The 26266-nt window shown below is 32.1% G+C and carries 12 protein-coding genes and 1 pseudogene; 1 reads left to right on the top strand and 12 read right to left on the bottom strand.

The genetic code is table 11. The annotated features are described in order from the left end of the window. Positions 1–20: 20 nt before the first annotated feature. Positions 21–3266, bottom strand: coding sequence for a family 78 glycoside hydrolase catalytic domain (locus tag MKD41_RS01200; RefSeq protein WP_240243626.1), 3246 nt, complete (start codon positions 3264–3266; stop codon positions 21–23). Positions 3267–3522: 256 nt separating this feature from the next. On the opposite strand from MKD41_RS01200, the gene MKD41_RS01195 reads away from it, so the two are divergent. Further along, positions 3523–4380: an AraC family transcriptional regulator gene (locus MKD41_RS01195; RefSeq protein ID WP_240243625.1), complete on the top strand. Its 858-nt coding sequence runs from the start codon at positions 3523–3525 to the stop codon at positions 4378–4380. Positions 4381–4461: 81 nt separating this feature from the next. Here MKD41_RS01195 and MKD41_RS01190 read toward each other — a convergent pair whose 3' ends face one another. The 11 genes and pseudogenes from MKD41_RS01190 to tnpA all read right to left on the bottom strand — a co-directional run bounded on the left by MKD41_RS01190 (position 4462) and on the right by tnpA (position 26112). Continuing rightward, the gene (locus tag MKD41_RS01190) at positions 4462–4875 is read right to left on the bottom strand and encodes a hypothetical protein (protein ID WP_240243624.1); all 414 of its coding nucleotides are present in this window, start codon (positions 4873–4875) and stop codon (positions 4462–4464) included. Between the two features lie 408 nt (positions 4876–5283). Beyond that, a complete protein-coding gene (locus tag MKD41_RS01185) occupies positions 5284–7197 on the bottom strand; it encodes a hypothetical protein (RefSeq protein WP_240243623.1) in 1914 nt (637 codons plus the stop codon). 11 nt (positions 7198–7208) lie between these two features. Further along, positions 7209–10676, bottom strand: coding sequence for a glycosyl hydrolase (locus MKD41_RS01180; protein WP_240243622.1), 3468 nt, complete (start codon positions 10674–10676; stop codon positions 7209–7211). A gap of 23 nt (positions 10677–10699) precedes the next feature. Then, positions 10700–14539 carry a T9SS type A sorting domain-containing protein gene (locus MKD41_RS01175; RefSeq protein ID WP_240243621.1) on the bottom strand — a complete coding sequence of 1280 codons (3840 nt, stop codon included), beginning with the start codon at positions 14537–14539 and terminating at the stop codon, positions 10700–10702. A gap of 61 nt (positions 14540–14600) precedes the next feature. Further along, positions 14601–17378 carry a family 78 glycoside hydrolase catalytic domain gene (locus MKD41_RS01170; RefSeq protein WP_240243620.1) on the bottom strand — a complete coding sequence of 926 codons (2778 nt, stop codon included), beginning with the start codon at positions 17376–17378 and terminating at the stop codon, positions 14601–14603. 226 nt (positions 17379–17604) lie between these two features. Then, positions 17605–19044, bottom strand: coding sequence for an aldehyde dehydrogenase (gene aldA, locus MKD41_RS01165; protein WP_240243619.1), 1440 nt, complete (start codon positions 19042–19044; stop codon positions 17605–17607). Between the two features lie 21 nt (positions 19045–19065). Continuing rightward, the gene (locus MKD41_RS01160) at positions 19066–20355 is read right to left on the bottom strand and encodes a class II aldolase/adducin family protein (protein ID WP_240243618.1); all 1290 of its coding nucleotides are present in this window, start codon (positions 20353–20355) and stop codon (positions 19066–19068) included. A gap of 68 nt (positions 20356–20423) precedes the next feature. Then, positions 20424–21800, bottom strand: coding sequence for an FGGY-family carbohydrate kinase (locus MKD41_RS01155; RefSeq protein ID WP_240243617.1), 1377 nt, complete (start codon positions 21798–21800; stop codon positions 20424–20426). Between the two features lie 10 nt (positions 21801–21810). Further along, entirely contained in the window at positions 21811–23091 is a 1281-nt protein-coding gene (locus MKD41_RS01150) for a sugar isomerase (RefSeq protein WP_240243616.1), read from the bottom strand. Between the two features lie 88 nt (positions 23092–23179). Beyond that, the gene (locus MKD41_RS01145; protein WP_240243615.1) at positions 23180–25273 is read right to left on the bottom strand and encodes a bifunctional aldolase/short-chain dehydrogenase; all 2094 of its coding nucleotides are present in this window, start codon (positions 25271–25273) and stop codon (positions 23180–23182) included. 405 nt (positions 25274–25678) lie between these two features. Further along, a pseudogene (gene tnpA / locus MKD41_RS01140) lies at positions 25679–26112 on the bottom strand (IS200/IS605 family transposase). Positions 26113–26266 lie beyond the last annotated feature (154 nt).

The raw sequence follows: 26266 nt of genomic DNA, 5'->3' as shown, positions 1-26266 counted from the left end.
TTCTTCTTTGTTTTTCATTACTAATTATTAAAAATTTTAAATTCTTTTATTGAAGGTGCTTGTTTTGCATCCAAAATAAAAACTCTAAATTTTGAAGATTGAACAGCATCAAATTGATGCATCTTATTTGCACCACAAGTTGTTCCTTTTGCAAAATCATTCCAAGTTCCATTATCCCAGTATTGCAATTTATATGATGTGATATTATTCTCATATTCATCAACAATAACTTGATTAAACGTTTGCGGTTTTACCCATTCTACTTCCAAATACTGATTTTTAGTTTCTGTAGCTAACCAACGTGTTTCTTCGTTGCCGTCATTTACCCTAAAGGCTTCAAAAACTGGTAATTTTTCATTTTGAATAAACATAGAGGAAGCATTCATTCTTCCTAATTTTGCTAAATTCTCAAAGTTGTCTAATGGTTTTGGAAATTGAGTCACAGGCAATTCATTAACTTTAAAATCGTAAATACCAGATGACACATTATAAATAACATAATTTCCTACAGCTTTATTTTTTTCTGTTCCTATAAATTGAATGTTCTCAGCATTTTCAGCTAAAACCCCATTTTCTTGAATACCATTTTTATTTGTTGCTGGCAGATACACTTTTGCAGTTGTGTTTACGGGCACTTTAATATGAAATGTTGCACCTTTTGCTTCTTTTTCCCAGTTAACAATAACATTTCCGTACATAGATTCATATTCGGTATTTGCAAAAGTTAAATTACCCACAGGTACAGGTTTAATAATTATATATTGCATCCCTAATTGTTCTGGATTTGGACGGATTCCTCCAAAACCTTTGATAAAATACCCTCCAATTCCTGTGTAGCAGGTATGTATTTGACTATTACCAATAGCGGACCAACGTTCTGGCCATACTGTTTTACCTTGCTCTAAAAAGTATCCATAGCTTGGGTGATGTTTATCTTGTAACAACTCGTAAACCAAATCCATACGCTCACCAGATTCTGTAAAATAACGTGTATACAAAGCTTGCCCAGAACTCCCCGTATCGTAATACGGAAATTTATACAATACATTATCTGCTAAATTTGCTTCAACTTTTTCTTTTTCTGATGCTGGTGTAACTCCAGATACTAATGCAAATGCTTGATCTACTTGATAGCCATTTACGTATTTACCCGTTTCTGGATTGTAAGACAATTTATGGGTTGCTTCTCGTTGTACTTTTAATCGATCTTTATAGGTTATTACATCTTCTGTTTTACCTAAAGCTTCTGCTATTTGCATAGCATTATCTAACATAAACGCATACAAACAGTTGTTAAAATGAACCGCTTCCGGAGAATTACTACTTGTCCAAAAATTACCACGTGGTGTACACCAATCTCCTAATCCTGGGAATTCTCTCAAGCCTTGTGTTCCAGCCTTTATAGCTCCTCCTATTTCATAATTTGAATTTTCAAAAATCCAAGTCATCCATTTTTGCATTGACTCGTAATTGTCTTCCAGCACTTTTTTATCACCTAACATTCGGTAAGTTTCCCATACTGTTAATGGGTTGTTTGCTTTCCACATTAAAAACGGACGATCTTCTTCATTCAATACAGCACGAGTTCTTCCATCAGGAAATTGTGCGTCTCTCGTATATTGAAGATACTGGTCCATATAGGCACCACTTTCAAAATTTGGTAGGGCATCACCATACATAGCTGCTACGGTAACTTCTCCCCAACCACGCCGTTCTCGGTGCGGACAATCTACCAAAATACCATCCATAGTATTGGCTAAGTAGGTATTTAAATTGACTTGATAAATTTGATTGAGTTGCTCATTAGACGATTCAAATTTACTAATTTGCTTACGGTTATTAGTCACCACATATCCTTTTACATCGGCTATTTTGGGTTCATATTTTAAACCATAAACGGTAATCCATCTCCCACCTGCAACATTAAATCGGTTCGCAAATTTTCCTTTTCCAGATTTCCCAAAAATATATTTACTTTTTTGTTTCCAAGTAGAAGTTTCACCAGTTTGATCACTAATTTCAAACAAAATAGAATCACCTTCAACACCTTTATACAAATCCATTTCAAAAAAACCTGTGTAGTTTTCACCCATATCAATACGATAAGTACCATTATCCATTTTATCAATAGCAATGGCATTTATCTCCTTAAATTTCACTTGAGGCTCTACCATTTGAGCACTTAGTTCAGCTTTAATAGGACTATACAATGCACGTGTTTTTCTATTTTTATTACTATTTAAAGCAAAACTAATGTTGTTTCCTTCGGGAATTTCAGCATTTAAAACTTCGTGATTGTAAACACTCGCATTCATCCAATTACTATCATCATATCTTGCAGTATTCCAATCATCTTCTCGTTTGCTATCATCAATTGTTTCACCACCAAAACGCAAGATGTCCCAATCTCCATAATATTCAGAATGACTTTTTTTGGTTTTCCAAGTGGAATCTGTTTTTAAGGTGATGTGCTCTCCTCCAGCTATAATTTCGGCTTGTGCTTTAAATACAAACGGCACGTTTCTGTATTCTCTAATACGTTTCCATCTTGCCCAACCTGCGGCGTGCCAAATAGCAATGACATTATCGCCTTCTTTTAATTTATCGGTAATATCATAGGTTAAATAAGGGATTCTTTTTTTCATATAAGAAGACACCGGATTCATCACATTCTCCGTTACTTTTTCACCATTCACATACAACTCGTGATACCCAAAAGAACCGACATGTACAAATGCTGAAAATGCTTCATCAGAAAGTGTAAAGTTTTTTCTGTACCAGTTATGATCTGTCTTTCTCTGATCACTTTTAAGAATCCAATCACCTTTCCAATCAGATTGTTTTAGTAATCCCATTGAATATTTTCCATAATCACTCCAATTGGAAGCTTTACCATCTTTATCCCAAACTTTTACTTTCCAGAAATACTGTTTTGAAGATTCTAAAGCTTTACCTTGATATTTGTTGTTTACAGACTTATCGGTTACTACTTTCCCAGAATCCCAAGCATCACCATTATCATCATTTAAATTTTCTAAGCTACTCGCTACTAAAATTTGAAAAGCGGTTTGTTTTTGCCCTCGTATTTGGTTTTTGGCAATCAATTTCCAACTAAATCTTGGAGTAGTATTATCTATTCCTAATGGATTTGTACGGTATTCGCATTTCAAATCTATTAGTTCTACTTCAGATTTAGAATCGCAACTTAAAATTACCACTATAAAAACTATAGATAAGGTTTTAAATATTCTAAAGACGTTTATCATATTTTAAATATTATTACTAAAATGATACATTATTTTTATAAATTTAATTTGATTATTTTATTAAACTATTCTGTCCTATCCTGTTTTTATTTTATTATTTTTATCAGCAACAAAATACTTATTATTAAGTGTTTTACATAAAAAACACAAATTTAAAACAGTCATAAAATTCGATTATAAAATTCCTTAAATCAATTCACAATTTGACATATTAGTTACACAAAATGACATGAGAAATAAGTATCAAAAATATCTTATGGTCTTTGAACAAGACAAAAAATGGGGATTCTATGTAAATAACCTAGGAAGAAATACTATTGAAAAGAATAAAGATTACCCTTCTAAAGACCATTTAGATAACTATGTCTTTACTTGGGAGAAAGGGCGTGTATTAGATGAATTTCAAATAGTTTTAATTACTAGTGGTGAGGGCCTTTTTGAAAGCAAAGAAACAGGAGAAATAAAAATTTCGCAAGGTGATGCTTTTCTACTATTTCCAAATGTATGGCACCGCTATAAACCACTTAAAAAAAAAGGATGGACAGAGCAATGGGTAGGATTTTCAGGAGAATTTGCAATACAATTTCTGACAAATGGCTTTTTTAATCCTACATCACCAATAATTCCAAAATGCAATAACATCGATATTATAAGTTATTTTAATACTCTCTTCAAATTATTCGATGAAGAATCTTTTGGGTTTCAACGTTTGGCTTCGGGTATCTGTTTGCAACTTATGGCTGAACTTTATAATCTAAAAAATGCTGGGTATAATATTGAAAACCTAAACTCAATGGTTTCGCGCGCTAAACATCACATGTACGAAAACATTAATTCATCAGTTGATTTGATAAAGATTGCATCAGAATTAGGAGTCAGTTATTCAAAATTCAGATTTGATTTCAAAAAGCAAACAGGCGTACCTCCTTTACAATACTATCTCTTACTTAAGATTGAAAAATCTAAAGAACTACTACTAAACACCAATAAATCTCAAAAAGAAATCGCCTACGAACTTGGTTTTGAATCAAATTATTATTTTAATAGACTGTTTAAACAAAAAACAGGAATGACTCCAAAGCAATATAGAAAACTTAGTGAAAATAGCCTATGAACTATAGTTTTTCATTCTTAACCAAAAAAACAAGCACTATAAAAATATCCTTTTTTGATATAAAAACTAAGTTTATTCATTTTAATTTAAAAATGCAGGAGTTATAAATTTTTCTATTATTGTATTAGGTAATATTCCACCTCCTGATGGACTGTTAATTGTAACCACCACTAAATCAAGCTTAGGTACAATAACAATATTTTGACCTACAAAACCACTAGCTCTATAACTATATATATTTTGTCCCTCAATTTTTAAATTAAACCTCCACCAATAATAATTGTATTTAAAATCTGTAACTTCTTTACGGGTCGCTTTTCTTACCCATTCTTCACTTAAAACTCTTTTACCCGAAAACATTCCTTTGTCTTTATATAGAATTCCAAACTTTAGCATATCGCGCGGAAGCATGACCATGTGAGTCCATTGATAAAGTGGTAGCGGGCTTTCAACATTCTCATCTTGCCAAAAATTGTCATAAAACGTGAAACCCAATTTTTTATTTGCTGGCAGCCAAATCCAAACCTAAATATTGATTTGGATTTACCATTATTCTATTTTGACACCCAAGATAAAGCTATTTTATATCTTGAAGGAGCTACCCAAATACTTATAGAAAAGTCATTATCACTATTAAGGTAAGGTGCTTTTATAGCAATAATGTCATCAACACCACCAAAAAAAGCAGCTTTATTATTTTTTTCTCCTATAATTTTTGCCCCACCTATAAAAAAATCATCTATATTCCTAATAGCTGAATCAAAGGTTTACCGTAAAAGTATATTTGATTTACTTTGACTTAGACTTATTGTTATTAATATAAGAATTTAAAAAAATAATCTTGTTTTTAACATACCCTATAATAGCTTATAGTTTGATTAGAGTTATTTTTAAACTATTTACCTAACTAACTCTTATTTTTATAATTACTTCTTGACTATCATTAAAAAAAGCTTCAATAGGTATTGCTTCAGCTCCAGGCACCATATTAAAAGTTCTAGTTCCTGAAATTTCTTTTATTTTTAATGGTACATTGGCTGTTACAGTTACAAGACCTTTAGGTTTCTGAATAGTAATTTCATTTTCACTAACTAACGTTACAACTTCTCCTTTTGGTGAAACAATTGGCAATACAAATGCTGTTTTTTCAATAATTGGTTGATCTGTTATTACACAAATTTGCATTTCTTCAACAGTACATTTATAACTAATGTAAAATGCTGAAGCTGTTTCTAGAACAATTTCACGCGCTTCATTTTTAAGGTTCACATTTGACACTAATTCTATTTTACCATTAGCATCTTTTGAATTAATCGTTGAAGTTAAATCGAATAAATTAGTATACCACTCATCATTTTTATAGGTTTCAATTCTTGGAGTTAAAGCAATATCTTCTCCGGGTTGTGGTTGTTGATTGTTCTTTTCTACCAATTGATAAACTGCCATACTCGCAGCGCATAACAAACCTACTTTATTGTTATACAAAACACCTAAAGCACCACCAGTAGCTTGTCTAAAATCTTCTTTATAATGATACTCTGCATCATAAGCACTTACAGTTCCTCTCCAATCCCCACGTGCAAACAGTGAAACATCTAAATCCCTAAAATATTTAACACCATCGGCTACAGTTCTAGGCAATGCTGTATTTTTATTAATTTCTGGCAAATGCTCCCAATGGTCTAACATAGCGGCCAATGGTTTAGCATGTGCAAAAGTATGGTGTACACAGGCTGGAATACCATGAGCAATAAAACCTGGTCCTCCATACAACAATCCGTCTGCTGTACAACGCTGCAATAATTCTGTGTTTTTTACAGCTGCTGTTCCAAATGCAGGATTTATATGCGCCATCATTCCAAATGCTGGTTGGCTACCGTCACAAGTTCTACTTCCCCAATAACTCCATTTGTATTGACGTGTTCCCCAACTATTGTCCCAAGCTCCATCTGGCAACATAAATTCTAAATGACTATTTAACGATTTTGTTACAAGTTGTAATAACTCTTCGTCTTTTTCCTTTAAGGAGTACATCACTAAACTGTTCAACGTTTCTTCAACATTGTAACCTAAATCAACGCCATGCAAACCTTTTTTACTAAGTTTAGATGAGCTCTTTTTACACTCTCCGAATAACAAACCTTCGTTTTCTGTGAAATAGACTTTCACGCCTTCTGCCAATGTTTTACTTTTTGCAATAAATGCATCATTATTTACAACATTCCCTATTAAATTTAACCCATAGATAGCGGTCCCTGGATAATTAATATTGGTAAAGTCTATTGTAAATGTATCGTAAATATATTGTCCTGCTTTTTCTAATCGTATTGTCCAAGCTGTACGAGTTTCTTCATCCAACACATGCCCGTGATAATGCAAAGCTTCTGCCAAAGCAATGGCTCCAAAAACAGTAATTCCTTTCCAAGATTTCGGATTTGGAATAACAGTCCAAGCTCCATTTTCTTGTGACACATTGTTTTCTGCCCAATTCATTACTAAAATAGCAGCTTCTGTATATTTCTTATCACCAGTTTTATCGGCCATATATAAAAACGGATAAACCGCGTCCATACAACGCCCATGAATATGTGAACAAGATGGACAATCCAATGCTCCATGCTCTTCTAAATTAGCTGGATTATTAATTTGTACATTTATCATTCCGTCACACCAATCTTTCAAAAGGTTCGACGTTAAATTTTTGAATTCTAGGGAATGTTCTGGATGATTTCCACAAGTATTTAAGAGCCCTGTTAATGGTAATGTTAACCCAATCCCTGTTAAAGTTGATAGTTGTATAAAATTGCGTCTTTTCATTTTTTATGCTATTATAAAATGGTTTTTAAAACTACTGGCCCTATCAATCCTGAATTTTCTAATTCCTTTTCTTCTTTTTTAGGTCCACTTGTAGTCCAAGTTTTTTTTTGATTTTTTGGGCGTGTATGGTCAAAAATCAATTGATTTCTCCATGTATTCGTTACTTTTATTTCTAGTTTATTTTCACCTTTTAAAAGATTTTGACCTATATCAAAGGTATATGGTGGAGCCCAACGTATTCCAATTTTTTCACCATTACACCATACTTCTGCAATATTTGCTACTTTTCCTAAATCAAGACTTGCATTTTCCACATCATTTTCAATAGCAATACTTTTGGTATAGGTTACAGTTCCTGAATAATGTTTTATAGCTTCATTTTCAAAATCGCTTAGTGATTTTAGCTGCTGAATAGGAACTGATTCAGGTGTATCCCAACCTTTTTCAAAAGAAGCTTTCCAATTGTTTTGAAGCGAAGTTTCTTTTACTTCAATCTTTTGCTCTTGGGTAGTTCCATCTCTTTTTGCAAATGTATAAACTCCAGACTGAGATGCCTCCAACGTCTTATCTTCAAAAGAAAGTGTCGTTTTTTCGCTATTAAAATGATAAATTTTAAACCAACCTAATTGACTATTTAATATTGTTTCTCCATCTAAATTTACTGATCTAGAATAAGGTTCTTTGTCTCCCTTTGGTAAAACTACAATTGCACTTCCACTTGGATCAAAAGCTAATGCAACATTCACTCTATCATTTTCCTTAGACCAAACTAGTGCGTTTTGTTGTTTTCCTGTAAAAGCATCCCACAATTGAGGATACGCATTTTCAACTCTAAAACTTAATGAAACATCTAAAAATGTATCACTAGTTGAACTCACAAAATAAATATCAGCATCGCTTGTTTTTCTGTGAATCCAAGTTATTGGTAATTTATCTGGCACAATAACATCTGGTTCTATGCTTTCAGCTTTCAATACTTCATCAATTGTTTGCCCCCAATATACTTTTCCTTTTCCAACTTGTTTTACACCACTTTTTGAAGTTCCCCATAATTCATCAGAAATAGATTTAAGTTTATTTAAATCATTTTCATCATCCATTAAACTTGGAGAATCCATTGGTTTATCGCCCAAAATTACTGCACCTTTCAGCACTAATTCTTTTATTTTTTCAGCTGTAGAAAGTACCATCTCTTTTGAATCTCGCAATAAAATGATTCGATAATTACCTGCATCTTTCACATTAATTTTTCCATTTTTTATGGATAATTTTTCTTGTAATATTTCCGCATTTAAATAATCAAAACGGTACCCTTTAGGAAAATAATCTAAATCAAAAGGTGGACGTTCAAACTGATCACCATAATACCAAAGTACATCTGCAACATATTCTCCTTGCTGTAACATAAACTGGTTACGCGTTAAATAGTCTATCCAATCAGGCATATGTTTCCACCAAGTTTGCTGTCTTACAAATGGAAACCCAATACTTCCTCCAAAACTTGAACCTGGGTACACTTCTTTTTGCGGTGTATGAGAAAACGTATGAAACACTAAATGATTTACTCCTTTTGTAAAATTATAATCAATTAGATATTTAACATCAAAAGGATGCTCATTCCATTTCACACCTAATTGTGTACAAGCTTCTGCTGCCAACTTCGGTTTGTTATACAAATGTGTAGCAGATGCTGCATTGTAGATTGGTTTGGCATATGTATTTTGATTAGATGGTGCTTTTGGATACCAAAACTCTGTCATTGGAATATCACTAACCCCATAATAGCGCATTGGATCAATTGGTAGTACTTCTCCTCCGGCACCTTCTGTATAAACATCTGCTCCCATTTCATGAGCTACTGTTGCAAAATGCTTAAAGAAATTTTCAATATAAACATCATCCATAGTTTGGCGTAAATCGCGTAAAAACTTGGTAGTTTCTTCCGGACTTTCAACAATATAACCCATTGTAGCAGGCAAATAGTTTTTCATACTGTAACCTCTTCTACTTTCAAATTCCGTAAACATATCTTCAGAATTAATGGTCCAAGTTGGCACGTGACTTTCCCAGCTATCTATTAACAAACCTTGTAATTTACCATCTCCTATAGGACCTCCATCTTTAATCATTTGTCCTATCATTCCGTTTCGCAAATGGTTTTCAATAGCTACTTTATCCAATTTACTTGATTCCCACCCTGTAGATTCAGGCATTGCTGGCTTATTAGTAAGGCGCATGTTTATATGACCAAAACGAACTACTGTCCAATTACCTTCTGGAGCTTCCCAGGTTAGTTTGCCGTCAGAAGTCATTTTATCGGTAAGATTGATAATATTACTTGATTTTATAATTGTATTTTCAGCATAATTATATACTACATCTTTTTCGAGACGTCTTAGTACTTTTGCTGCTTTTGCTTCATGATTATGAAGCTTTGGTTTAGAACTTAAGCGAATAAACTCAGGAGCAATTGCATGTTTACCCATAAATGTAAACATAAATTCACTTGAAGTAGTTTCAGGAATAGCCAACGTTAAAAGTTTTCTTCTATCATTCCAATTTGCATCAGGTAAATTTATAGTGGTTATTTCAACTAATTTACTACCAACTAACGCCTCAACTTTAATAGATACCCGTACTCTAGGGTACTGTGTATCCAAAATCATATGACGTGATTGTGGAAAGGTTATAGTACGCAATGTTACTGGGTTGCTAAATCTTGTTTTAACCCAAGTGTTTTTGCTTTTTACTTTTGAAATTCCTTGCTTTCTGTATTCCTTTAAAGGTTTATCTAATCGACTAGTTTTTCGAGTAACTATAATTTTTGAATTTGGATTGAAAATATCTTTCCAAGGAACTAGACTATTATTTGTTTCAATGTATAAAGGATTGAAAAATTCTAAATCGTCACCTTCTGGTGTTGGAAAAGCTAAAACTTGTACTTCTTTATAATTAAAATCCTCTGTAAGACACTCTGGGTTGAGCGATAATTGTTTTTCAACTTTACGACCTCCTTCAATTCTATAGATTGTTTCTACAATTTCTCTTTGTGCTTCTTCAACAGGTACCCAAGGTCCACCAGTCATAGACCAACCAGGGCAATTTTGCATAGTAAATTTTAAACCTAAACGTTTACATTCATCAGCTGCATGGCGCACCATATCTTCCCATTCGGATGACAACACTTTTATTTGTTCAATGCCCGGATAAGGGCGACCATTTTTACTGAAAAGGTGTATTCCTTGAATTCCAGCATATTTTATGGCTTCTAAATCTAGCGTGATTCCTTCTTTAGTAATATTGTTTCCATTAAAGTGAAACCAAGTTTCTGGGTGGTAATCCATAGTTGGTGATTTAAAACTCTCACTTAACTCCTTAAAACTAGGATTGTATTTGTTTTCTTGAATTACATTTTCTTTATTAGGAGATTTACATTGAATTATAGTTACTAAAAGTATTAAAAGCAGATAATTTCGCATTGGTTTTATTATTCAGATTTATATTAATTTTTTACAACCTTAACAAATAAAGGCTTATCTAAATTTACTTTTACAAAATACATTCCCTTTGGTTTATTGCTGATATCTAAGTGAACCTTACCATTATTTACCAAGTACGATTTCGATGAAATTGATTGAGATTGTACATTATATATTTCAATACTAATTGTTTTTAAGTTTGTTGGTATGTACATTTCAAACAAACCATTTGAAGGGTTTGGATAGGGATATAAACCTTCTAATAAGTCTATTTGTTTTGATAATGTTTCTTGACAAGCTAATTTACTCATAACTTGCAATTTGTCACCATGTTTAATTTCAATAGAAAAATTTGGTTGATAGGTTTCTAAAACAGTTTTTCCATTTTTAAATACGATATATGGTGCTGTACCTTCTAAAATAGAAATTGAAGCTGTTTTATTATCAACTTTTATTTTACCACTTAAACTAAAACCAGCAGCAATAATAACTTGGTAGCATTGCTCAAAAGTTTCACCTTCAATTGTAATACATAAATCATATGTTCCCGGGCTTAAATTATCAATTGTAACAATATCTGTAAAATTATAATTGCTACCATTTATAGTAGCTATATAATTTCTTTTTTCTACAGCTTCAATTGTAAAACTGCCATTATTTTTTCCTGCACACGTTTCGCTAATCGTTTCAATTAAAAAGTTATTTGAACTCAATTCAAATCCATATTCATATTCAAGTGTGTATTCAATGAAACCTTTTCCTTCACTATCTGCATTCAACGTTTCACCATCAAAAGTAAGCTCTTGTCCTTCTCCAAGGTATAAAGAAACAGCTGTTTTACCATCTTTTACTTTTAAACGTACAATTCCAAATCTACCCGTAAAGTTTATTTTAAAATTTTCAAGATTTAAAATAGTTTCGTCTTCATCATTTGAAAGTATAAAATCTGTAATTTTTGCTCCATTTACTTCTGAAACAACCTTTACACCAACAACCTTATCATTTTCAATAATAGTTGTAGTTGATTTAATAGTGCTTTCTTGACTATTTGAAGGCTCATAAATTGCTATAAAAGGTTCATCCCAAGCTTCACCATATTTACGCATCGTAATAACAGGTGTTTTCTTTTCATCGTACCCTTTAATTGCTCCTTTTGTATAAGGTGAAAGTGCAGTTGCATATTCTCTATTTACACCTCCTGGAATTACAACATTCATATATTTGTTAACTTCGTTCAACGCAAAAGAAGCTTTAATACCTTTATTAGTCTCACTTGAAGAATTTACATTTTCAAAAAATGTCCATCCAGTGACATTATCTGCTATCTCTGCTGAATATTTGGTTGAAGCACTTAATGAAACATTAGAATTATCATTAAATTTTAAAGATACGGCATCACCAATATTATGATATATATAATCATGGTAATCGTTTTTCGTTTTCCCTTTTGATCTTAAAATGTCACAATAATAACCGGTTGTAGCACTTGTACGGATAATGCTATTGGTACGTTGTTGCAAACAATCATTAAAAGAATCATCAATAAATTGTGTTGAAAAAGAAAAATCATTTGCAATTGCAGTACCTAAAGATTTTGGTTCACTTGCTACAAGATCTACAGTCGCAACTTTCGTAAGCCAATTACTACCTCCTCGTTTTCCTGATCCATTGGCTATAACTGTGTTGTGTGAAGCATGACGTACTCTATAATTTTCGTGCTCATCTGTTCCATACTGTCCACTTCCACTCTCTGTCCCTGTTACTTGCCCTTTCCCATACAAATTTAAATCAATCCCTGTTGAATGTGTGTGTACATAGGCAGCACCACCTGAATAATACATCAACCCATCATTTTCAATATCAGGTGTATTTAAATTTCTTTGTACAACAATCCCTGCATGTTTAAGGTTGTAGGTGTCTTCAATTTTAGGAGCAACAGCTTCTTGTGAAGACGCTATATTTTCTCCCCATAACAATTGTAACGGACTATTAAACTCCAATCTTTCATCTTCTATCTGTGGTACATAGCCTCCACTTTGATCGTAATAGAATTTTAAGTTTTGCTTGGCTAATTGCTCATAGTTTGATAAATTTTTTCTTGATGCTATTTTTAAGATCCAACGGTATCCTTTATTCATATCACCATCTATTCCTGAATCTCCAAAATGCATTAATTCATTTGAAGGAAAAAACCAATTGGCATAGCCAATAAAACCATCTAAAATTGAAAGATTGTTATTTACAATATCTAAACTTGGCTTGTAACGGTCAATTACATTCAATGACTGAATCACTAATTCGTGAGATCCTTTTGAATAACTAAATGTTTCTGGCCATACTCCGTTTTCTGTAAAATTGTTCAGCGACCAAGTATAGGCATCAAAACTTTCAGAAGTATTATTGTAAAAACGCTCAAAATATTGTTCTCTTTTAGTGTCATCAGCAATCATTAAAAGATTAAATAACGCACCATTACCTGCTAAAACTGAGTGGTTACTTTTTTTAGCTCGAATACTCATAAATACAATATCCGCTAAATTGGTTACCGTAGTTTGTGCTTCGTTGTCATCAAATTGTTTTCTAGCATTTGTTGCTAAATCATAAACAGTATTCGCATTGTTATTTATGTAATTATATAAAAAATCATAGGTTAAAGCTATTCTTGGAAACAACGTTCTAGACTCTAACCATCCATCATCAAACATTAAACCATCTGTCCCTTCTTGGTATTTTTGCACTGGTTGCACCGCTAAATATTTCATATAATGACCTAAAATATCCGCAGCATATTGTGCATAAGAAGCATCGTTTGTTAAATAGTATAAAATTGCAGCTTCCGTCATTGAGCCAACTATTTCGGTATGATTAGCTCTATCATCAAATACACCTGGAATTGCAGGAATTGTATTTAATATAACTTCAGGATTTACACTATGTGTATTTTTATTATAATCAACACGAGCCTTTAATTGATTGTATAGCGAACTAGCCCAACCGTATTGATGAATGTTATCAATTATATGTTGTCTTTCTGGGTAAGAAGCCCAAATAAATGGATGCTTTAACGTTAAATAATCTACAGGTGTATCTGGTAAATTAATTGTTGGAGGAGTTACAACTTCATTCTCCAAATCCTTCATTTCTATATTATCAAAATCAAACGTTCCCAATCCAGAAGCTGATGTTGCTTGAATTTTAAATCCTGAAATATCACCTTTAGCATCTGTGTTTTTTAATGAAAAATCATTGATTTCCCTAGAACCACCAACCCACAAATTCATTGTACCATTTGCAACGGTTTCAATACTACCATTAGGAGCTGTATAACTTTTATCTTCACCTGAATTATTTACCACAAAGGTAATTGTTTGTTTTCCTGTAAATACTGCTGAACTAGGCGCTCCACCAATATTATCAACAGTACCAACTTTAAATTCGTTAGCATTGGCTCCAGCAATTATACCAAATCTACTCGCATACGTAGAATTGCTTCCAAAAGACGCACTTGAAAACCCGTTTCCAATATATACACTAAATACTGGGTTTTGCGTACCTGTTTGAAAATTACTTCCTTCAAAATCTAATTTTAATTGAACAAATGTAGGGTTTGTTGAAAATGTAAAATTACGGTAGGCATACATACTAGCCGCTCCAGTTCTTTTAAAACTTAATGCGCCATTATTAATACTAGTTGCTAGGTTAGCACTGCTGGAAGAAATTTTGTTAAACTGTCCTACATTAGGAGTAGCACTCACATAGTCTGAAACGGTGTTTGAAGCGCAAAAATCTTGCATAAAAATTTGAGTATGTACACTTGTTGAAAAGCCTATCAATAACGAAATAAGAAGTACCTTTTTTATCATTTTTATCATTCCTGTTTTTAACTAACCCTTATATTTAGATTATTTTTTTATCAAACCTTTTTTATAAATTCACTTTAAATATAAAATCTCCAGATTTTATATGCATTATTTTATTTGGCAACACTATTTTGGCCTCACAATTTGCAGGAATAGTTCCTGAATACTCATAAGTACCAGTTGCTATTTTTTTCCATCCCGCTTTTATTTCTCCATGAATTGAATTGTAACTTGCCTTTGCAAAATCCATTTCTTCAATAAAATTAGGTGTCAATACTATTTTTTGAAATCCTGGGTTTTCAGTATCTATATTAATTCCTGCCATATAGCGATAAAAGAAATTATCTACAGCACCCATAAAATGATGAATATCCGAAGCCTCAAACTTATAGCCCTCAGGTAAGGTTGTAGCACCTTCTTTTATCATCCAACCAAAAGATGGCCATTCTTCATTTACAACTACTTTATGCATTAGTTCTGCATAGCCATTTTTAGGTAAATATTCATAGGCTGAGTGCACTGTAAATACACCTCCCCATAAATGATATTTTTTATCTTTAATTATATTATCAACCACCTTTTTTTCAAGTTGATCATGATATTTATCAGGAACAATTCCATAATTCAATGCTAAAATATTGACTACAGGTAAAAATTCACTAAATGGTTTTAAACCAGCATACTCAACCTTATCCTCATCAAAAGCATATTTTTGAATACCTGCATGAATACGTTTTACTTGTTGCTCTAATCTTTTTTGATCTTCTTTTTTATCTAACTTGCCAGCTATATGTGCCAACCGTTTTAACACCAAATAAAAATTCATAGATGCAATTACTTCATTTCCTCCTGGCTTCCCTCTTTCATTGTAAGTAGCATCATAAGGCGGTACCCAATCATTATAAGCCTCTTTAAACATGCCGTCCTTTTCCGATAAATTGTTATTTTTCCAAGAGTAATTTACCCATAACATCATTTTATCCCAATATTGCTCAAACAATCTTGTATCTCCATAATAAGAATACATATACCAAGGAACATGCACCCCTGCCGATGACCATAAGGTTGATTTACCTGTACGGTAATCATTTGCAGGAGCAATTGCCGCCATAGCACCAAGCGTATTTTGTGTATCCCAAATATCACGCGTAAATTTGGTAGTAACTGCTGCCACATCGTAATTAGCCATACCATATTCTAAACCCGTAACCACATCGCCTAACCATCCATTCTTTTCTCTATTCGGACAATCAGTTAAAATACTGTGTAAATTAAATATGAAAGACTTCCTGCAAATATTATCTACAGCATTTATAGTTTCATTTGAAGATTCAAAATGCCCTACTCTAGGCACATCAGAATGCACATATTTTACTTCAACATCTTCCAATGACAATTTTATTCTTTCCAATCCTTTTATTTGAAAATATCGGAACCCTTTATATGAAAAACGACACTCAGCATATTCTACACCTTCGCCTTTTGCAATGTATGCCATTTGCTGCAACCTCCCTGGTTGCCCTGATGAAGTTGGATCTTTATGCTCCCCAAAATAGATGTTAATTTTCTGTCCTCTTTTAGCGTTTTTTAAGCGTACTCTTACCCAACCCGACATATTAGTCCCTGCATCAAACCATTGTCCGTAATTACCTTTATTTGCAGTTGCTACTGGGTGAAATGTTTTTGTAACTCGTATTGGTTGGCATAATTGAGAGATCAACGTGCCACCAGGGTGTGGTGCTGGTTGTACATTTTCCCAAGAAGCAGCATCAAATTCTGCTAAATTCCAATCTTTAATTTCTTTTGTAGCGTCATAAATTTCTCCCATATGAGGTCCATCATAAATAATTGGTCCGCCAGTTATTTTCCAACTTAAATCGCTAATTACATCTTTTGTTGTTCCGTCTTCATATTCAATTTTAATACGGCACATTAATTTTGGTTGACCTACATAACCGCCTTTTTTATAAAACCCCCAATGATCATAAGCTAATTGTCCGTAAAAACCACGCCCCAGCATTACTCCTGCAAGATTTTCACCTTCTTTAATTACATTGGTAATATCATGCGTAGTATATAAAATTGTTTTTCTGTAATCTGTCCATCCTGGGTCTAAAACTTGATTGCCAATTTTTTTACCATTTATATACAATTCATAATAACCAATACCACTAATAAATGCTTTGGCACTTTTCACTTTTTTTGTTACTTTGAAATCTTTACGTAATAAAGGCGCTGGATCATAAGGACTGTCATGATGAAAATGATAACGTTCCCACAAACTCATACTCGCTCCAAAATAACTAGGTAACTGAAATTGTAGTGCCTGAGATTCCACTTCATTTTTTCGCCACCATTCTTCTGTCCATTCCCTTTGATTTCGCCAAGCAATCCACTCTGCTCCTTTCCAATCTTCAACCTGAAATAAACCTGTAGAAAATGTTGCAGTCTCACTCCATTCTGAAACTTGCTTATTTTTACCCCAAACCTTTACCTTCCAATAATACTGTGAAGCTGATTGTAATTTTATTCCTTTATATTCTATTTGTGTAGTAGTTGAAGCCTTTACTTTTTTTGAATCGAAAGCATCACCTATATTCTGCACCAAATTTTCTTTAGAAGTTGCTACTAACAATTGATATGCTATTTGATATTGACCACTCTCCTTACTTGCTATTTTCCAAAAAAATCGAGGTGATTGCATATCAACACCTTCTGGGTTTGTAAGATATTCACATTTTAATTCAAAAGGTTTAATTTGAGAATGTAAGCCAAGAGTTAATAAACCTAAAAAAAAGGATAACAAAAAATATTTTTGCCTAGTTGAAGTTTTGATTTTCATATAAAATTTCACTTAATTATTGACATCTTAACACTATTTAATAAGTGCAAATGAATATTTAATCAAAAATAAACCAGAAATTAATGGATTCTATCCTGCACTATATGGTAATAATTTTGCCTTTTATCTTTTTAAAACACCCCAATTAAATCAAAAAATCTCAGAAGGAACACCTTCTGAGATTTAAACTTAAAACTTCTTTCTTTTTCAATATACTTTTTAACTACTAATAGTATTTTGCATACACTACTTTCGTATGCAAGTATTCTTCCATTCCGTGTTTACCATCAGCACCACCAACTCCAGATTTTTTCCAACCTGCGTGGAAGCCTTGAATTGCTTCAAAATGCTCTCTGTTAACATAAGTTTCTCCAAAATTCAGACCATTAGTGGCACGCATAATTTTATTAAAATTTTCAGAAAATATAGAGGATGTTAATCCGTATTGACAGTCGTTAGATAGTGCAATTGCTTCCTCCAAAGTTCCAAATTTCATTACAGGTAATACAGGTCCAAATACTTCTTCTTGTATTATTTCCATTTGTTGATTACAATTAGTTAAAATTGTAGGTTCGTAAAAATAACCACGATCAAATTTTTCTGGACGTTTTCCTCCCAGAATAACTTCGGCACCTTCTTTTTTAGCAAACTCAACCATATCCGTAATTTTATTTATTTGATCTTTTGAAACCAAACTACTCATATCTGCATTTGTTCCAGTTAAGGCATCCTCAATAGTAACTTCACTCATTTTTTTAGTAAGCATATCAACAAATTGGTCGTAAATGCTATCTTCTACATATACTCTTTCTGCACAGTTACAAACTTGACCGCTAAAAATCACTTTTGATGAAACCACTGAGTTTACTGCCAACTCTAAATTAGCATCTGCACACACAATTGCAGGTGCTTTACCTCCTAATTCAAGTGATACTTTTGTAATATTTTCTGCAGCAGCCTCAATAATTTTTTGCCCAGCAGAAACACTACCCGTTAAACTAATAATTCCTGTAATAGGGCTTTTTGAAAGAGCATTACCTACAGTTCTTCCTGCTCCACATACAAAATTTAACACTCCGGGTGCCATGCCTATATTTTGTATCATTTCAGCAAATTCCATTATTGTATTTGGTGCTTCAGAACTTGGCTTAATAACACATGTATTTCCGGTAATTAATGATGCCGCAACTTTACGAGCCATTACAAAAAATGGGAAGTTCCACGGGCAAATACCTACAGCTACTCCAATTGGAACTTTGTGTAAATAAATATGCTCCTGTTCTCTATCACTTTGAATAATTTCTCCTTCAATTCTTCTTGCCCAACCAGCATTATAATCAAAATAATCAGCAGTTACATCAATTTCAACTTGCGCTAAACCAATAACTTTAGCTTGTTCTTTTGACAATGTTTCGGCTAAAAAGACTCTATTCTCTCTAATAATTGTAGCCATTTTATGTAAAAATGAAGCCCTTTGAATAGCTGGCAAGGCCTCCCATTTTGGTTGAGCAGCTTGAGCGGCTTCTAGGGCATTGTTAGCATCTTCAATTGTTCCTGATGAAATTGTACTTATAATTTCTTCTGTACAAGGGTTTACAATTTCTATAACAGATGTAGCTTTAGAGTTTACAAACTCACCATTAATGTATTGTTTATAATTTTTCATGGTAATTGGTTTATTATTCGTTTACGTTAAAAATTTCTTTCTTAAATCTTCAACTTGATCATCATTTATTGGAACCATTTCACCTAATGATGTTCCCATTACAATAGATTTTGCGCTAAATTCTGCAACTTCTAAATAATCAAATGTTTGCAATAGTTTATCTCCAGTAACGATTACTGAATCATTTTCAACAATTAATGCTGTGGTACAATTCTCAACAATATTAGAATTTACTTCACCTTTAAAGTGCTCTCCATATTTTACTGCAGGTATATCTTGTAAAAATATCCAGCTTTCTGGAATAGTTCGAACATTTATATGCGTTCCTGTAACCCCAAAAGCCATTAAATAAGGAGATTGAGTCATTATAATAGAATTTACCTCCGGATTATTCTTATATATTTCTTGATGAATCCAAGTAGATCTACTTGGTGTTTTACCTGCTTCTCGTTTTCCGTTTTTAATTTGGACAATATCATCTATGTCTAAATCCCAACGGTTCACATCAGTTGGTGTAATTAAAAAATCATTGTCTTTCCATCTCATAGAAACAGTTCCATAGGTACTAATCATTAACCCTTGCTCACAAGATCTATTCACTATATTACAAATCTCCAATCTTTTTTCAACTTCATCTGAAGGCGTTTCCGTTTCCTCCATCACAGGAATATTAGCTGGTACTTGTGCCTCAAAAGCATCAATCTGAGCATCTGTTAAATAATTTGGAGTTCCTATTTGAGAACCGTATATAATTGTCTTTGCACAAAACTCTAGTGCCTCAAATCGTTCAAAAGCATCTGTTAAATCACTACCGCCTAATACGGTTCCATGATTTTCCATAATAATTGCTTTATATCCTTTTTTAAATTCTTCAGCAATAACCTCACCTAACATTTCACTTCCAGGAAGTTCATAATTTGCATATCCAATTGGACCACAAATATGCTTTGCCTGAGATATAATATTTGTATTAGGTATTTGACGCACAATACTAAATGACACTAAAGCCGGTGGATGTGCATGAATTACGGATCTTATATCTGGTCTTTCATCATAAATAGCTTTATGAAATGGAAATTCTGATGATGGTTTATGCTTTCCAATAATGCTACCATCTTTTTTTACACAAACAATATCTGATGCTCTTAAAGATCCTTTATCAATAGCTGATGGCGTTACCCAAATATCACCTTTATCATCAATAATAGATATATTACCACCTGAAGTAGTAGTCATTCCTCTTTTATAAATTCGACTAATAATTTCAGTGATTTGATCTCTTGGGTGAATTAATTTAATGTTTTTAGACATTTTAAATAGTTAAATAGTTTGAAAATAATATTTCAATGTTAATAATTATGTGTTGTTTTAAAAATATTTCATCCACTAATAATAAATGGCACATGCTTTTTTAAAGCATAATTCTCTCTTAAAAATTTTGAATTTAATTTGGTATCAGAAATTGATATAGCTGCTCCCAATGCTGAACCTAAAGAAGCTTTAGTTGTTCTCAATTTTTTATCTCTAAAATAATGAGATAATAACTTTGTATAAACATCATTATCACTAAAGCCACCATCTAAATAAAGTCTAGTTATAAGATCATTTCCAATAGCTTTTTTGACACTTTTAATTTGCAACAATACCAACTCAATCATTAATTGATGATAAGCACGCTCATGAGTTTCAAAAGAAATAGCAGTTGTTTCAGCCATATCTTCATTTTCAATACTTTCCCATTTATAGCTATATTTAAAATCTTTAATAAGATCTTTAAAAATATCACTGTTAAATTTTATAGAACGATGGTAATCTTCACTTACACTATACTTCTTTCTAAGCTTTTCAACTTGAATTTTATATTCATTTCCTAAAAACAAACGCGATGCTTTTACAGGCTTCCCATTAATTCGCATATAATTAATAGCATCCTTATCATTTGAATCTGTTGAAATAGGATTTTCAGTAAATGGATTAAAAACTATACTCCAAGTTCCTGTTGAAATTAACGCAAACTTTTTCTTTATACTTCTTACATATGGAAGTAATGCTGCTGAACTATCGTGAATACCAACACCTATTTTAATACGATTTCCATTGTAATTCATATTAATACTTGTTTCTGTAGAAACTATAGGTGCCAGTTTTTTATCAATACCTTCTTCATATACCCAACTGTGATAATCTTTTTTTCCATAATCCCATAGAGCAGTATGACATCCTATACTAGTATACTCACTTAAAGGAATTCCTGTAAAAACATAACTCAAGTATTGTGGAAGATGCAATGAATATTTAATTTTTTTATAAACTTCAGGTTTAGTATATTTCAACCAATACAATTGCAATCCAGAGTTTAACATACTTAAATCTGAACATCCAGTAGTTTTTAAAAATTCTTCTTTAGGACCATACTTGTTAAAAAAATCATCAATTATTTCTTGATTCAATGATTTAAGGTAATTGTATAACGGTGTTAATGGTTTACCATATTTATCAATATGAACTAAACTAGCTCCATATGTTGAAAAGTTAATAGCTTTTACTTTGAATTTTTTAGTATCTAAAACACGGTCAAATACTTCTTTTAACCATTTTTTTAAGACTGGAAGATTTTCAGTTGGATACCCGTCTTCATCTTTAATTTCATCAAAAGAAATATATTCTTTATGAACTTCTTTAAAGTTCTTGTCGAATAAAAAGAACTTTTTATTGGTTTTACCAATATCAAAAACTGCGGTTACTTTTTTCTTCATTGTAAATAGCTTATAGTCCTGTAGCTACAGTGTTTTTCCCTCTTTCTCCTATTAATTGATTTCTTACATCTATATTTCTATATGCTTTAATTGGACTTAAAGCACCACCTGCATTTAAACGTGCTTTTTCTAACAATGGTCTAACATCTGTTCTAAACGCACCTTGCAAAATTTCTTGACATTTAACAACATCATTATCTAATTGAGCAGATTTTAAAGCATCTTGATCAACTAACAATGCTTTTGCATATGACTCTTGAATAGCTTCTAAAGATTGAATTAAATCTTCTAATGGATCTTTCACATTATGACTTGCATCTATCATCCAAGCTAAATCTGGATTTTGTGGGTTGTTTTTCATTCCATATACTAATTCATTAAAAATTAAGAACAGTGCATAAGGTTTAATACTTCCTGCTGTTAAATCATCATCACCATACTTACTATCATTAAAGTGAAATCCACCTAATTTACCTTTTAAACTTAAAATTGAAACAATTTGTTCAATATTACTATTTGGTAAATGGTGTCCTAAATCTACAAGTGTATAAGCTTTATCTCCACAACCATTTGCTAACATTAAAGAAGTACCCCAATCTTGAATTACAGTACTGTAAAAGTTTGGTTCGTAAGGCTTGTATTCAATTAACATTTTCCAATCTTCAGGAAGATCTTTGTAAATATCAATTAAACTATTTTGTGTATTTTGAAAAGCTGTTTGAAAATTATTTTGACCTGGAAAACAAGAACCATCTGCCAACCACACAGTTAAAGCTTTAGAACCTAACTTATTTCCAATATTAATAACATCTTTATTATGCTGAATAGCTTGTTCACGTACAGCCTGACTAACATTACTTAAAGAACCGTATTTATAACTTTCTCTAGCGTTTTTTTGATCCTGAAAAGTATTTGAGTTTACTGCATCAAATTTAATTTCTAATGAAGTTGCAATTTCTTTAATTGCTTTATAATCTTCTGGCACATCCCAAGGAATATGTAAAGAAACAGCTCCAGCAGTTTGTGTTAACGAATGTATTAAACCAACATCTTCAATTTTTTGTTCTAAATTTGAAGGTTCTCCATAAAATCCAAAACGACCAAAACGTGTACCTCCAGCACCTAAAGCCCAACTTGGAATAGCCACCTGAAACTCTGTTAGCTTTGATATAATATCATTTACATTGTAATTATTTCTTGATAATTTATTAGCTAAAAAATCTAAATTTTCAATATGAGTTGTTAACTCTTTTTGGTTTTCAATTTGAATTTGTTCTTCTCTTATTTTCATTTTTATAAAATTTATCCGTTTCAAAAAAATTAGTAAACTAGTTTACTAATTTAAGTATGTTTGATATAATTATTTATAACATATAATGCTATCGCACAAAGGCATTTGCCATACCACCATCCACATTAATAATGTTACCTGTAGATTTATCAAGTATTCCAACTAAAGAAAATACGCCATTCGCAATATCTTCAGGGGTAATAATTTCATTTAATAAATTTCTTTTTGCATAAAAAGCAGGGAGTTCTTCAACTGTAATTCCGTTGGCTTTAGCTCTACCTTCTGCCCAAGCACCTTCCCATATTTTACTTCCTACAATAACTCCATCTGGATTAACTGTATTTACTCTAATTTGATCTTTTCCTAATTCTGCAGCAAGTAAACGAACCATATGTTGTTGTGCTGCTTTTGCTGTTCCGTAAGCAACGTTATTTGGTCCTGCTACTAATCCGTTTTTACTTGCAATTGCAATATAATCTCCTCCCAGACCTTGCTTACGCATAATTTTGGTAGCTTGTTTTGCTAAATCAAATTGACCTTTTACCAAAATGTTTTGTAAGATATTCCAGTCTTTATAAGTTGTATCTTCTAAGGCTTTTGAAATAGCCAATCCTGCACTATGCACAATAATATCTACTCCTCCAAATTCCAAAATTGCTTTTTTATAAGCACTAGCAATAGAATCTGTATTTGTAACATCACAAACCGCATAGGTAGCAACATCTCTTTTATAAGTTGCATTTGCTTCTATTAAGCTTTGCTCATTTACATCGGTTAAAACAACATTAGCGCCTTCTGCTACTAATTTATCTGCAATTGCTTTTCCAATTCCACCTCCTGCACCTGTTACCAAGGCTACTTTCCGCGATAATGGCTGTTCTTTTGGCATACGTTGTAACTTTGCTTCCTCCAACAACCAATATTCAATATCAAATGCTTCTTGTCTTGGTAAGGAAGTATATGAAGTAATTGCTTCAGCTCCACGCATTACGTTTATTGCATTAATATAAAATTCGCTAGCTACACGTGCAGTTTGTTTGTTTTTTGCAAAACTAAACATTCCTATTCCAGGATAAATAATTATTACCGGGTTTGCATCACGAACAGCAGGGCTATTTTCTTTTTTACAAGTATTATAATAATCTACATATTCTTGTCTGTAAGATTTAAATACTGGTTCTAACTTTTTTAAAATTGCATCAACATCTAATAAGTCTTCATTTTTATCTAAATTTAATACTAAAGGCTGAATTTTAGTTCTTAAGAAATGATCTGGACAAGAAGTTCCCATTGGAGCTAATCTTTCTAAATCATTACTATTAATAAACTCCATTACAACATCAGTATCTGAAAAATGCCCAATCATTCTATTTTCAGAAGAACACAAACCTCTTAATAAAGGCATAATTTGAGCCGCCTTTTCTAAACGATCTTTTTTAGGTAAACTTTCAATTTTTTGACCACCAAAAACACTTCCTTTTTCTTTTATTTTTTGCTCTATATATTCAGACGCCTTTTCAACAACCTCTAAACTATTTACATAACATTCATAAGAAGTATCTCCCCAGGTAAATAAACCGTGGCTCCCTAATACAATACCTCGAATTCCGGGATTGTTTGCCAAACATTTTTCTAATTGTAAACCTAAATCAAAACCTGGTCGTTGCCAAGGTAGCCACCCCATTGTATCTCCCCAAATTTCTTTGGTTACTTTTTCACTATCTTCAGCCGCAGCAACCGCAATTAATGCATCTGGATGTAAATGATCTATATGCGCAAAAGGTAGTAACCCATGCAGTGGTGTATCTATTGATGGCGCTTTACTATCTAAATCATAAATACAATGGTTAAAAAGGCCAACCATCCTATCTTCATCGTCTAATCCACCATAAACTTTTTTTAAATTTCTTAAACGTTTTGTATATAAACCTGCAATTCCAGATCGAGTTAAAGTTCCAATATCTCCACCTGAACCTTTTACCCACATAACTTCAACTTCTTCATTTGTAAGTGGATCTTTTTCTATAGTTTTACAACTGGTATTTCCGCCTCCATAATTTGTGATTCTTAAATCTGCCCCTAAAATATTTGATCTATACAGAAATAAATCAACTTGATTATCCTTAAACTGAAATGCCTTTTTATCTTCCCACAAATAATCCACATACTTAAAACTCTTCATTATTTTGTTTTTTGTTAGTTAATTAGTACCTCAAAAGTAAACCTCTTTTAAAACTTTTGTATCCTGTACTATGTGGTAAAAACACTTATTAAGTGTTAACGAATAAAAACACAAATTCAAACAAGACTCAACACCTTTATTTACAAATACTTAAAACCTTGCTTCGCAGTCTTTTTTATTAAGATATAAAAAATAAATATATCTTAATTAATTTTAAATTACTTACTTAAATGATAAATTCTAAATATTTTAATATAGACTATACTTGTTAGGCATTATAAGTAAAAAAGGCACATAACTAATTCTTGAATATTTTGTTTTTCATAAGACATATTACACACTAACTAAATCTCTCTGCTCTCAAGTGCAGAGTTTTTTTTATACTAGGGACTTAAAGTCCCTAAACTAATCTAATATAAAATTAGAATTATCTGAATTTGGTTTACGATGATGCTCTAAATACTCATTAAGCATTTCATTAATTATATTCCTTGTACTCCAAGCCCCATAGCCTGTTGCCCAAAAATGTTTACCCCAATAAGATTTTCTTATAGACTTAAACTCTTATTGTAATTTACGGGATATTCTACCTTTCATTTGTTTACTAAAAAACTTATACTTTGTTTTGGAGCATATTCAATGTGCATATGAATATGCTCTGAACTAACTACTCCTTTTAATATCTCAACTTCTTCTGCATCACAAATCTGAATTAATAACTCTCTACACCTTACTTTTATGTCACCTTTCAAAACCTTATAACGGTATTTTGTAGACCAAACAATATGGCAACTTAACCTACTAACTGTGTGAGAGCCTTTTCGTTCATAATTTGTCATATTGTAAAGATATTTTTTTTTACATTACTAAAGTACTGCAATAAAATTGCAGGGTTTTATACCCTAATTTAAAACCAATAAAATAATTATTATATATTATGCATACTATATAAATCTTTATAAATTTGTAAAGGAAATTAATTAATCTGTAGAA

Origin of the sequence: Lutibacter sp. A64 (assembly GCF_022429565.1) — a bacterium.
Lineage (GTDB): Bacteria > Bacteroidota > Bacteroidia > Flavobacteriales > Flavobacteriaceae > Lutibacter.
The sequence above is the reverse complement of the archived record's forward strand: the minus strand, read 5'-3'. Positions and strand labels throughout refer to the sequence as shown.